Annotated in this window: 5 protein-coding genes and 1 pseudogene; 3 read left to right on the top strand and 3 right to left on the bottom strand. The window is 68.8% G+C overall.

The annotated features are described in order from the left end of the window. Window positions 1–175: 175 nt before the first annotated feature. Entirely contained in the window at window positions 176–1,804 is a 1,629-nt protein-coding gene (locus ACXIZN_RS11555; protein ID WP_457960497.1) for a tannase/feruloyl esterase family alpha/beta hydrolase, read from the bottom strand. A gap of 215 nt (window positions 1,805–2,019) precedes the next feature. On the opposite strand from ACXIZN_RS11555, the gene ACXIZN_RS11550 reads away from it, so the two are divergent. Continuing rightward, window positions 2,020–6,312 (top strand): GH92 family glycosyl hydrolase, encoded by a 4,293-nt coding sequence (locus ACXIZN_RS11550; protein ID WP_457954231.1) that lies wholly within the window; start codon window positions 2,020–2,022, stop codon window positions 6,310–6,312. A gap of 64 nt (window positions 6,313–6,376) precedes the next feature. Here the strand turns inward: ACXIZN_RS11550 and ACXIZN_RS11545 are convergent, their stop codons facing one another. Continuing rightward, the gene (locus ACXIZN_RS11545; protein WP_457954229.1) at window positions 6,377–7,786 is read right to left on the bottom strand and encodes an MFS transporter; all 1,410 of its coding nucleotides are present in this window, start codon (window positions 7,784–7,786) and stop codon (window positions 6,377–6,379) included. Between the two features lie 448 nt (window positions 7,787–8,234). Beyond that, window positions 8,235–11,021 carry a M36 family metallopeptidase gene (locus ACXIZN_RS11540; RefSeq protein ID WP_457954228.1) on the bottom strand — a complete coding sequence of 929 codons (2,787 nt, stop codon included), beginning with the start codon at window positions 11,019–11,021 and terminating at the stop codon, window positions 8,235–8,237. 152 nt (window positions 11,022–11,173) lie between these two features. On the opposite strand from ACXIZN_RS11540, the pseudogene ACXIZN_RS11535 reads away from it, so the two are divergent. Both ACXIZN_RS11535 and ACXIZN_RS11530 read left to right on the top strand, forming a co-directional pair. Further along, window positions 11,174–12,060, top strand: a pseudogene (locus tag ACXIZN_RS11535) (RNA polymerase sigma-70 factor). A 31-nt stretch (window positions 12,061–12,091) separates the two neighbouring features. After that, the gene (locus tag ACXIZN_RS11530; protein ID WP_457954226.1) at window positions 12,092–12,850 is read left to right on the top strand and encodes an SDR family oxidoreductase; all 759 of its coding nucleotides are present in this window, start codon (window positions 12,092–12,094) and stop codon (window positions 12,848–12,850) included. Window positions 12,851–12,858 lie beyond the last annotated feature (8 nt).

Raw genomic sequence — 12,858 nt, 5'->3', positions numbered from 1 at the left:
TACCCTGAAGGTAGGGAAGGAGGCCTTCACGGACAGGTGCTCGCCACGTTCACGAGGCGGGCAGGAACTGGTCGTAGAAGGCCGTCTTGACCGCGACGACCGCCTGCTCCGTCTCCCNGTCCGTGAAGGCCTCCTTGCCTACCCTGAAGGTAGGGAAGGAGGCCTTCACGGACCACTACGGAGCGACCGGCCCCGCCTTCCCGTACAACCCGTTCCCCGCCCAGTTCACAAGATCGTGCGAGGGCCGCGCAGGCGGGACAGGCACGAAGTTCGCCGCGTCGTCGACGCTTCCGGTGCCGTCGTACTTCGCTTGCAGCGGGTACGGGAACACCGGCCGCGTGCGGAAGACCTTGCCGTCGGTGTTGCGGCCGGTGGCGATCGTCCGGTCCGGCGCGGTGCCGCGCTCGACCCAGGAGACGAGTTCCTTCAGCGGGTCGTATTCGGTCAGCTTGTCGCCGGTCGCGCAGTGGTACAGGCCGGGCACCATGAACAGCCGCGCCCAGTCCCGCGTCGCGGCGGGGCCGCCGTTGGCGCGGGTGAGCCGTTCGTAGTAGTCGATACTGCCCGCGGCGGGGATCGCCTGGTCCGCCCAGCCGTGCCAGATCACGAGTTTCCCGCCCGCACGCCGGAATTCGCGCAGATCCGTCGACATCGCGTTGGAGCGGACGCCTTCCGGGGTCAGCCTGTCGAATTCACGGGCGGTGAAGCCGAACTTCTCGACCGACGAATGCGGTGTCCCGATCGGGTAAGCCATGTACTTCAGATAGTTGTCGGCGAGCGCGTGCGCGAACGGGATTCCGCCGGTTTCCGGCGACGGGATGATCCAGCCGTACCACGAGAGTTCGGAGCCGACGGTCTGGCCGCCCGGGTACAGTTTGCGGCCGCGTTCGTCGGTCGGCGGCGCGTAGATCTTCTTGGTGGCTTCGACCTGCGCGGTGGTGAGGCAGCCCGCGTTGTCGGTGCCCGGCGGGCAGGCGATCGTGGCCGGGTCGAAGCGGCAGGTGCGCGGATCGTCGATGGCGCCGTCGCCGAGACCGTCGGATTTGTCGCAAGTGGACAGTGCGGCGGCGTGCAGGGCCGGCAGTTTGTCTTCGGTCAGGATCGGTTTGCCGTCGGCGCCGGTGTTCACCTTGGCGAGCCAGGTCTGGTAGACGCCGAGCAGCGGCCCCCAGTATCCGGCCGGCGCGCCGGCGACGATGCCGTCGAAGTCGTGGGGGTAGCGCTGCGCGAGCAACAGCGCTTCACGACCGCCGTCAGAGCAACCGCTGAAGTACGACTTCTTCGGCGGAGCGCCGTAGAAGTGGGTGATCAGGCGCTTGGAGGCCTTCGAGACCACGTGCGGTGCGCGGAAGGCGAAGTCGTCGCGCGCGGCCTGATCGTTCTCTGCCCACTTGCCGTCGTCGACGATGGCCGGGGTCTTGCCGACGTGCCCGTCGTCGGTGGCCGCGACCGCGACGTCGCCGCCGTGCGGGAGGCCGCAATCGGCGAACGGAGGCGTGTTGACCACCCCGCAGAAGCCGCCGCAGCCGAACTGCAGGTACCGCCCCGCGTAGGTCTTGGTCGGCAGCCGCAGCTGGAACCGCACCGCCGGTTCGACGTAGCCGCGGACGTCGCAGTTCTCCGGTTCGGTCGCCGTCGCGGGCACCACGGTCGCGGTCTCGACGTGCGTGACCGCGCCGGGGACGTCATAGGTCCGCACCAGGTCGGCGCAGGTGCGCACCGGGCGGAAGGTCGTCTCACCGGCGGTGGCCGCCGGTGCCGTGAGTATCGAGCCTGCCGTGACGAGCGCTGCCACGCCGAGCATGGACAACCGCCGCATATCCCCACCCCAGTTTCCCGGATCGGCTTCAGTCGTGTCTTCACCCTGGCCCCGGCCTCGTCGGTTGTCCACCAGGTTTCCGGGCATCCGGGTTGTCCAGTTCGGGCCAGGTTTGTCCGGGTGTCTTGACATCGATGTCACAACCGAGTTTTTCTCTCTTGGCGTCACCGGTCCCCCTGTGAGAAAGCATTGGTGCAACGATGCCCCGAAGCGTCAGACCCTGGGTCTGCAGCCTTCTGAGTGCCACGGTCGTGGCGTCCGGGCTGGTAGCCCTCCCCGCCACCGCCGCGGCCGAAGAGGTCCCACCGGACTTCTACTCCTCGTTCGAGCCGGGCGAACCGGAGCCGACGTGGAGCGACACCGTCGACGTCGACCCGTCCGGCAAGCCGAAGGCGTTCGGTGTCGACGGCGCGAACGCCACCACCATCCCCGGTGACATCCGCGGCAAGGTCACCGAGGTCTCCGCCAACAGCGAGAACACCCCGAACGAGGGGGTGGCGAACCTGGTCGACGGGTCGACCGACACCAAGTGGCTGGCCTGGACCCCGACCGGCTGGGCGCGGATCACGCTGTCCGAGCCGACGTCGATCACCCGGTACGCGTTGTCGTCGGCGAACGACTTCGACAACCGCAACCCGCAGGACTGGACGCTCCAGGGCTCGGCCGATGGCAAGTCCTGGACCGATCTGGACCGGCAGACCGGGCAGAAGTTCAGCGAGCCGTTCCAGAAGAAGGAGTACCGTCTCGCCGCCGCGAGCGCCGCGTACAAGTTCTTCCGGCTCGAGATCACCAAGAACAACGGGGGCCCGATCCTGCAGCTCTCGGAGCTGCTGCTGGCCAACGAGGACCCGGCCCCGCCGGCGCTGCCGAACATGCGCAGCTTCACCGACAGCGGCCCGGGCAGCGGTTACACCAGCAAGAACCGGGTCGGGTTCACCGGCCTGCGCGCGTTCCGCTACTCCGGCAGCCACAAGGCGCCGGGGCACGGCTGGTCGTACAACAAGATCTTCGACGTCGACATCCCGGTGGCGGCGACCTCGGAGCTGTCGTACAAGGTGCAGCCGGAGTTCATCCGCGGCGACCTCAAGTACCCGAGCACGAACGTCGCGGTGGACCTGGCGTTCACCGACGGCACCTACCTGAGCCAGCTCGGCGCGGTCGACCAGTACGGTTTCGGGCTCTCCCCGCAGGGCCAGGGCGCGAGCAAGGTGCTCTACACCAACCAGTGGAACCTGGTGCGCTCGCAGATCGGCGTGGTCGCCAAGGGCAAGACGGTCGACCGGATCCTGGTCGGTTACGACAACGCAGACGGCCCGGGGTCGCTGCAGGGCTGGCTGGACGACATCAAGGTCTCGGCGACGCCGACGCCGCCGGCGAGCCTTCGCCCGTCCGACAACGTGCTGACCACGCGCGGCTCGCTGTCGAACGGGTCGTTCTCGCGCGGCAACAACATGCCCGCGACCGCGGTCCCGCACGGGTTCAACTTCTGGATCCCGACGACCGACGCGGGCACGTTGAGCTGGATGTACTCGTACCACTCGCGCAACAACGAGCAGAACCTCCCGGCGCTGCAGGCGTTCTCCGCGAGCCACGCGCCGAGCCCGTGGATGGCGGACCGGCAGACCTTCCAGTTCCTGCCCTCGACCGCGTCCGGCGTGCCGAATCCGGACCGTGAGGCGCGGAAGCTGCCGTTCAAGCACTCCAACGAGACCGCACGGGCGCACTACTACGGTGTCGACTTCGAGAACGGGATCAAGGCCGAGGTCGCGCCGACCGATCACGCGGCGCTGTACCGCTTCAAGTTCCCCGGGGCGGACTCGAACCTGATCTTCGACAACGTCAACAACAACGGCGGGCTGACCCTCGACCCGGCGGGCCGGTCCATCACCGGATACAGCGACGTGAAGAGCGGGCTGTCGGCGGGTGCGACCCGGATGTTCGTTTACGCCACCTTCGACAAGCCGGTGACCGCCGGTTCGAAGCTGTCGACCGGTTCGGGTGACCAGAAGCGGGACAACGTCCTCGGCTACCTGAAGTTCGACGCGGGTGCCGACAAGACGGTGAACATGCGGATCGCGACGTCGCTGATCAGTGTGGACCAGGCGAAGAAGAACATGGAGCAGGAGCTCGCCCCGAACGCGACGCTCGAATCCGTCGCCGACACCGCGCAGAACGCGTGGGACGAGAAGCTCAAGGTCATCGAGGTCGAAGGTGCCTCGAAGGACCAGCTGATCACGTTGTACTCCAACCTCTACCGCCTGTTCCTGTACCCGAACTCGGGCTTCGAGAACGTCGGCACCGTCGAGAAGCCGGTGAAGAGGTACGCGAGCCCGGTGTCGCCCAAGGCCGGTCAGGACACGCCGACCCAGACCGGGGCGAAACTGGTCGACGGCGAGTTCTACGTCAACAACGGGTTCTGGGACACCTATCGCACGGTGTGGTCGGCGTATTCGTTGCTGAGCCCGGACACAGCGGGCAGGCTCGTCGACGGTTTCGTGCAGCAGTACCGTGACGGCGGCTGGATCTCGCGCTGGTCCTCCCCCGGTTACGCGGATCTGATGACCGGGACCAGTTCGGACGCCGCGTTCGCGGACGCCTATCTCAAGGGGGTCAAGGGTTTCGACGTCCAGTCGGCCTACGACTCGGCGATCAAGAACGCCACGGTGACCCCGCCGAACGGCGCGGTCGGCCGCAAGGGCATCGACGAGGGCACGTTCCTCGGATACGCGCCGAACACCGCGGACCACGGGTTCTCGTGGGCGATCGAGGGCTACGTCAACGACAACGCGATCGCGAACATGTCGAAGAAGCTCCACGACGAGGCTCCGGCGAACGATCCGCGCAAGCAGGAGTACCTGGACAACTACGGGTACTTCACCGAGCGGGCCACCCAGTACGTGAACGTGTTCGACCCGAGTGTCGGCTTCTTCCAGGGCCGTGACGCGGCAGGCAAGTTCACCAGGAGCAAGGAGGAGTTCGACCCGGAGGTCTGGGGTATCGACTACACCGAGACCAACGCCTACGGCATGCGGTTCTCGGTTCCGCAGGACGGTCAGGGCCTGGCGAACCTCTTCGGCGGCAAGGCGGGGCTGGCGTCCAAATTGGACGAGTTCTTCGCCAAGCCGGAGCAGGGGCTCAAGTTCGGCACCTACCCCGGAGTCATCCACGAGATGACCGAGGCGCGAGACGTGCGGATGGGCATGTACGCGCACTCGAACCAGGCCGCGCATCACACCCTCTACATGTACGACTACGCGGGTCAGCCGTCGAAGACGCAGGCGAAGGTCCGCGAGGCGCTGGCCAGGTTGTACGTCGGCAGTGAGCTCGGCCAGGGCTACGGCGGTGACGAGGACAACGGTGAGCAGTCGGCTTGGTGGCTGTTCGGCATGCTGGGCTTCTACCCGCTGCAGGTCGGCAGCTCGGACTACGCGATCGGCTCGCCCCTGTTCACCAAGGCGACCGTGAACCTACCCGGCGGCAAGAAGATCGTGGTCAACGCGCCGAAGAACAGCGCGAAGAACGTCTACGTGCAGGGCCTGAAGGTCAACGGCAAGGCACAGACGTCGACGTCGCTGCCGCATTCGGCGATCGCAAACGGCGGGACGCTCGACTTCGACATGGGTCCGAACCCGTCGTCGTGGGGAACCGGCCCGGACGACGCGCCGAAGTCGATCACCAAGGGCGATGCGGTGCCGACCCCGGTGCACGACCTGACCAAGCCGGTCTCCGGCGGGGACGCCGCGTTCTTCGACAACACGTCGCGGACCGAGGCGAAGGTCAAGGCGCCGATCCAGTACCAGGTGCCTTCGACGAACGAGGCTGGTTCGTTCTACACGCTGACTTCGGGCAAGGGCGCGGGTGACGCGAAGAGCTGGGTGCTGAAGGGCTCCTACGACGGGAAGACGTGGGCGGTCGCGGATCAGCGGGCCGACCAGACGTTCCAGTGGCGTCAGCAGACCAGGGCGTTCAAGATCGCGAATCCGGCGCACTACGCCTACTACCGGCTCGAGGTCACCGCGACCACGGGTGGCGAGGCGTCGCTGTCGGAGTTCGAGGTGCTTGGCAAGCCCGACGCGGCGTGCGCGCAGACGATCACCGGCGAGCGCAAGGGTCCGCTGACCGTGCGGAACGGGGTGACCTGTGTGGACGGTGCGACGATCTCCGGTCCGGTGTCGGTGTCGGCGGGGGCGAGCCTGATCGTCCGCGGCGGCTCGATCTCCGGTCCGCTGACGGCGACCGGCGCGGCGCAGGTGGTGCTGGACCGGACGAAGGTGGGCGGCCCGGTGGCGATCACCGGGACGACCGGGACGGTCTCGATCGAGCTGACCGAGATCGGCGGGCCGGTGGCGTTGACGGGCAACAAGGGGCCGGTGCTGACTGCCAGCACGATCGGCGGACCTCTGGCGTGCGCGGCCAACTCCCCCGCTCCGACGGACTACGACCTGCAGAACACCGTCCGCGGCCCGGCCGCCGGGCAGTGCGCGAAGCTGTAGTCCTCCGGTAAGTACGTGAAGGCCCCCTTCATTGCGCTAGACGCAGTGAAGGGGGCCTTCACGTCTATTCGGGGCGCCGGCCGCGGAGGAGGCCGAAGCCGACCAGCGCCGCGGCCAGCAGCGTGAGCGCGAGACCGGCGCAGGTGATCGCCTTCGGGAAGTCGGCCGACTGCCGAGCCGCCGTCAAGGCGCCGGGTAAGACCAGCGCGAGGATGGTGCCGCTGAGCGCGATACCGATCCCGGTGGTGACCTCGCTGGCGGTGTCGACGAGCGCGGCTCCGATGGTGGTCCGGTTCGAGGGCAGGCCGCGCATGACGTTGGTGCCCGCCACGACACCGACCACGCGCATCCCCGCCGCGACGAGGGCGAGCGCGACGGCGATCCAGACGTAGCCGAGCCCGCCGAACACGGTGTAGACCGTGAGCCCGCACACCACCGCGGCGGCGCTGAGCCAGGCGGCCTTGGTGAGACCGACGCGGGTGATCAGCGGGCCGATGAGGGCGCCGCCGGCGATGAGGACGACGACCTGGGGCAGCATCCCCAGCGCGGCTTGGGCGGGTGCCCAGCCGAGACCGAACTGGAGCTGCAGGGTCACGAGGTAGCCGAGCCCGGCGGTCGCCAGCCCCGCCGCGGCTTTGAGCGCCAGTCCGCTGGACACGAGCGGGCGCGCGATCAGTTTCAGGTCGAGCAGGGGGTGCCGGGCGGTCTTCTCGCGGACGACGAAGCAGGTTCCGGCGGTGAGCGCGGCCACGGTGGCACCCCAGGGCAGAGCCGAGGCCGTGCCCGCTTCGATGAAGAGCGTCGGGGCGAGCAGCGCGAGGACGATCGTCGCCGTTCCCAGCATCGCACCGGCGACGTCGATCGGATCGCGGTGCAGCCCGGCGGGATCGTCGGCGGGGATACCGGCCCGGATACCGAGGAACGCGAGCGCGGCGACCGGCACGTTCACCAGCAGCAGTGCGTGCCACGGCGCGACGGTGAGCGCGAGCCCTCCGGCGGTGGGGCCGACGGCGAGGCCGATCAGGCCCACGGTCGAGATCAGTGTGGTGGCGCGGACGCGCAGGACGTCCTCGTCGAACAGGCGGAACGCGAGGGCGAGTGATCCCGGGGTTGTCATCGCGGCCGCGACACCCATGAGCGCGCGGACGGCGATGAGCTGCCACGCGGCGGTGACGAGCAGCGTGGCCAGGCTCGCCATGCCGAGCAGGGCGAGCCCTGTGAGCATGATCTTGCGCCTGCCCACCCGGTCGGCCAGCGCGCCGAAGGCCAGCATCAGGCTGCCGAACACGACGGAGTACGCGCCGGTCACCCATTGCAGGGTGGTGGTCGTCGAGGCGGAGAGTTCACGGCCGATGGTCGGCAACGCGACGTTGAGGATCGAGTTGTCGAGCATTTCGACCAGGAACACGGCCGATAGCCCGGCCAGCGCGGGCCATGCTTCGCGCAGGGAACGGTTCTGAACAGGGGAACGCAAAGGTCGACTCCTTCGAAGTGAAGGAGTGACGGTTCGTTCGATACCGCGTATGCGCGTGCCCAGTCGAGGAGAGCACGTTTCTACCCCGATGCCTCGATCCTACTGCACTCGTGATCAGAAGGACGACTCCTGTGATCAGGTGGACGACACGCGTGATTGGACGGACGACACGGCTTGTCGTCCACCTGATCACGCGAGTCGTCCTCCGACGGCCAACCGTCGAGTGTCGGGGGGGGGGGGGGGGGGGGGGGGGGGGGGGGGGGGGGGGGGGGNGCGCAAGGAAGGGGACCTTCATGTACTCGGCGGGCGGGGTTCTGCCGGGTGCTGGGCTTGGCCGGACCCGGCACCGCCCTGGTGAGCATGTCGCGAAAGCCACTTTCGGGACGTCTGATGTCCCGAAGGTGGCTTTCGCGACAGCACTTCCGATCGGTCTGCCGATCGCGGCAGGTCAGGCGGAAGCGCCCCGTACCGCCAGTTTCTGCACGTCCAGGTACAGGCACCCGGCCGTCGTGGGCTGCGGCGAACAGGTCCTGTCCGGATAGAACGACAGCTGGTTGGACGAAACGGTCAGCCGCACGAACCGCACACCGGTCGCGCTGCCCGGCGCGAGCTGGAGCGCGGTGAGCTTGTTCAGATCGGCGGGCTTGAAGTCACCGGTGCCCGCCTTCACCCATGTCGTGCCGTCCACCGAGGTTTCGACGGTGACGTCCTTGGCCGCGGCGGGCGGGTCGTCGCCGCAGACGTTGGCCGGGTCGATCTCGATGGCGCTGACGTTGACCGGTTTGCCGAGCCGGATCGTGACGAACCGCGACTCGACCGTGCCGTCGGGGCGGATGACCTTGTCGGTCGACCAGCCGCCCCCGCCGAGCACCGACGAGGCCAGTAGATCGCCAGGGCCGCAGCCGTACTGGGTGAAGTCCTCGCCGTTGAACGCGGTGACGCCGGCCCCGGCGCCGCTGGATGCCCAGTTGAACCGCAGCGACCAGTCGACCTTGGTGGTCCCCGACCGCACCGAGACCGCGCGGACCTCGCCGTCCGCGCCACCTCCGTGCGCGTAGACCTTCGGATAGGTGCCCGGGAGCACGCCGGGGATGGTGTAGACGCCGGCCGCGTCGGTGACCGCGGACAGCGAACCGGCGAACCCGGAGTCGTGCCCGCTGAACCGCACGGCGACACCCGCGATCGGAGCCCCGCCTTCGCGGTCGGTGACCTTGCCGGTCACGGTCCCGGTCGGCGTGCCCGCGGGCGGCGGCGTGGAGAAGTCCTCGGCCGGTGCGGTGTCGGCTCCGGTGATCGAACCGGCGAAGTAGCCCATGCCGCGCGCCGCGAACGCCTTCCACAGTTTCGCGTGCGCACGGCCGCCGTTGATCACCGTGTCGGCCTGCAGGATCGAGTTCCGCATGTCCAGGAAGGACGGCGACGCGGGCGAAAGCTCCATCGCGCGGGTGACCAGCGCCCGCGTCAGCTGCACACCCAGCGCCGAGCGGATGTCCCACAGCGCGCTCGCCCAGATCTCGCCGTCGGCGTGGACCTCCGGGAAGCCGATGATCCGGCCGAGGTCGCCGTAGGTGTAGCCACCGGGGCCTGCCCCTGGCGTGCCGGGGCACTGCGGCGCGCCGGCGCCGACCGGGCAGTCCAGCGGCTGGGTGCGGGCGAGGGGGACACCGTTGCTGACGTAGTCGCCGCCGAGGAGTTCACCGGGAGCCGAGGTGTCCTTGACCGCGTTGCGTCCGACGAGGTAATCGAAGGCGTACCAGTCGCTCCACGCCTCGCCCATCGCGCCGGACTGGAAGGAGTTGAGCGTGGAGTTGCCCTGCGCGTCGACGACGAGCCGGTTGGACAGGCCGTGGCCGTATTCGTGGTGGATGATCGTGGCGTCGTCGGCGGAGTTCGCGGCGAGGAACGGGTCGTCGGGATTCCTGGGGTCGTGGAACAGGAACATCCCCATCGTCGGCGGCTGCCCGTCCGGCGGGGTGCCCATGAACGCGTTGTCGTAGTAGCCCGGTTCCTGCGCGCCGAGCAGGGTGTGGACCTGGACGGCGTCGCCGTCGACCTTCTCGAAGTTGCCCGCCTGCCGGGTGAAGCCGATCGGGAAGGACGCGAGGTGGTCGTGGAAGCTTCCGACGTACGCGAGTGCCTGCACGGCGTTCTGTTCCCGGTTCTTCGCCCACGAGCCCGGGGTCTTCGGGTCCCAGGAGCACGGCCTCGCCGCCGAGCACGGCGGGCCGACGACGGCGGTGAAGTCGGTGAACCGGTAACGGAAGGTGCCGTCTGTGTTCCGGCCGATCTCCTCCTGCGGCTGGAATTTCAGGTCGCCGTTGACGTCGGCGGCGACGTGCGCGACGTTGCCGTCCAGGGTCTTGGCGTCGGTGGGCAGCCAGCCCTTCTGGCTCAGGTCGACCTGCTTCTGCGGGCCTGGCTGGGCCTCCCAGGCGAGCCCCTTGGCACCGGCGGCGTCGTCGTTGGCGTGGTTCACCAGGTTCTTGCGGTAGAGCAGCTTTCCGGTGCCGGCGTCGGTCACCTCCTGGAACATCTTGTCCACGGCGGGTTTGGTCAGCGTGTACCAGGCGGGGCGGAGCCCGTCGCCGGTCAGGAACGCGACCTGCTTGGAGTCCGGGGCCGGGGCGGCCAACGTCGTCGCGCCCAGCGAGGCGGGAAGATCGCGCACGGGCGCGCCGTCCAGCTGGATCAGCCTGCCGTCCTTGGTGACGTGCGCCTTCAACCCGTTGCCGAACACGGGGATTCCGCCGACGGACTGGGTGAAGGAGAGATGGTGCGTGCCTTCGACGTCGACGTAGTCCTTGCGCAGGTTCAGTTTCGCGGTGTCGCCGGCGCTGAGACCGACGAGTCCTTCCTTTTCCCGCAGGTAGTTCAGCACGATGTCGTGGGGTGACGCGCCGCTCGGCCCGGTGAGGAAGCCGTCGGTACGGGCCAGGACGCGGGGCGTGCCGGTCAGCTCGTCGAAGTCGAGCAGGGCCTGGTGTCCCAGTTCCGCCCGTGCCTTCGTGACGGACGTCGCACGGGACGCCGTGAGCCGGTCCCGCGCGGCGAGGACGCGCGGGCTGGTTCTCGCCGTGTCGCGGACATCGACGTCTTTCCCGGATCTGTCCGGCGTGGTGTGCACCGCGCCCGGCGCCGGTGCCGCGCCGGCTTGGGGCGCTGTGACCAGCGCTAATACTGTGATGGCGGTCGCGGCGCACAACGAGGCACGCGAACGCGACGAACTTGACGTCACTCCAGACCCCTCTCTCGGTGGTGACGCAGACGTTTCATTCGTACCGATACGGTCACGGTGGCATCAGCGCCGATCAGGTACGGCGATCCCGGTGAGCGGTACCCTCGCCGAAGGGGTGTCCACAGTGGATTGAGCGGGATTCGTAGGGGAAAATGGACGGCGCGACGGAATTCGAGCGGCTGCGGCCTGTCATGTTCGGGCTCGCGTACCGCCTGCTCGGATCGGCCGCGGAGGCGGAAGACGTCGTTCAGGACGCCTACCCGAAGTGGGCGGGCGCCGAACGGGAGTCGATCGCGTCGCCGCGGGCGTGGCTGGCGAAGGTGGTCACCAATCTCTGCCTGAACCGGCTGACCTCGGCCAGGGCACAGCGGGAGCGGTATGTCGGGCCATGGCTGCCCGAACCGGTCCTGACCTCGGACGACGTGCTCGGCCCACTGGAGACCGCGGAGCAGCGGGATTCGGTGTCGCTGGCGATGCTGGTGTTGCTGGAGCAGCTCAGCCCGGTCGAGCGGGCGGTGTTCGTGCTGAAGGAGGCCTTCGCCTACAGCCATCGTGAGATCGCCGCGATCCTCGACGTCTCCGAGGTCAACTCGCGCCAGCTGCACAGCCGCGCGCGAAAGGCGCTTGACCGCTCGCCTGAGCGACGGGTTTCGAACTCGAAAAGCTGGTCGAGAGCTTCCTGTCGGCGGCGCGGGACGGCGATCTGCCCGCTTTGGAGAGTCTGCTGACCGCCGACGTCACGGCGTGGTCGGACGGCGGCGGCAAGGCCACCGCGGCCCGGCGTCCGGTGCACGGCGCGGCCAAGGTCGCGCGGCTGTACGCCGGGATGTTCGCCGGTGTCGGCCAGGTGTCGATCGGGATCCTCGAGGTCAACGGCGAACCCGCGGTGGTCGCGAGGGCCGGTGACGTCCTGTTCGGCATCCTCGGGTTCGAGGTCGTCGACGGGCGGATCCGCGGGCTCCGCGCGGTCGCGAATCCGGAGAAGCTCGCGTTCCTTTCGGGACAGCTGTCACGTTCCGGGTGGCCCGCCGGTTCTTGAGGGTGGAAGCTCTCGTGAACGGAGGACCAAGGTGACGAACCCGATTCTGGTGACCGGCGGTACCGGCGACCTCGGCCGCGAGGTGGTGCGGCGGCTGGTGGCCGGAGGCAGGCCGGTCCGGATCATGAGCAGGCGGCCACGTCCCGCCGATGAGCCGAACGGATGGGCGCGGTGCGATCTGAAGACCGGTGACGGTCTCGCCGAGGCGGTCGACGGTGTCTCGGCGATCGTCCATTGCGCGTCGACGCTGGGGCGCGGGGACGAGCAGGTGACGCGGAACCTGGTCGAGGCGGCGAAGCGGGCGGGCGGTCCGCATCTGGTGTACATCTCGATCGTCGGCATCGACGTGATCCGGTTCTTCTACTACGACGAGAAGCTGGCCTGCGAGAAGGTGATCGAGGAGTCCGGTCTGCCGTGGACGGTGCTGCGCGCGACCCAGTTCCACGAGCTGGTCGCGCGGATGTCGTCGGCGCAGCGGCGGCTGCCGGTGACGATCGTGCCGTCGGGATTCCGGTTCCAGCCGGTCAGCACCGGCGACGTCGCGGACAGGCTGGTCGCGCTGGTGTCGGGTCCGCCGTCGGGGCGGGCGCCGGACCTGGGTGGCCCCGAGGTGCGAAGCGCCCGTGACCTGGCGGAGGCGTATCAGCGGTCGGCCGGGCGCCGGAAGCCGATCGTGTCACTGTGGCTGCCGGGCAAGGCGGCCAGGGCGTTCCGCGCGGGCGGGAACCTGACGCCGGAGAACGCGACCGGCGCTGGCACCTTCGAGGAGTTCCTTTCCTCACGCGTTTAGTCCTCTCG

The sequence above is a fragment of the Amycolatopsis sp. TRM77291 genome (genome assembly GCF_054166285.1).
The sequence above is the reverse complement of the archived record's forward strand: the minus strand, read 5'-3'. Positions and strand labels throughout refer to the sequence as shown.

Coding starts and splice junctions, on each gene's coding strand:
- ACXIZN_RS11550 (WP_457954231.1), top strand. CDS start 2,020: ATGCCCCGAAGCGTCAGACCCTGGGTCTGCAGCCTTCTGAGTGCCACG.
- ACXIZN_RS11555 (WP_457960497.1), bottom strand. CDS start 1,804: ATGCTCGGCGTGGCAGCGCTCGTCACGGCAGGCTCGATACTCACGGCA.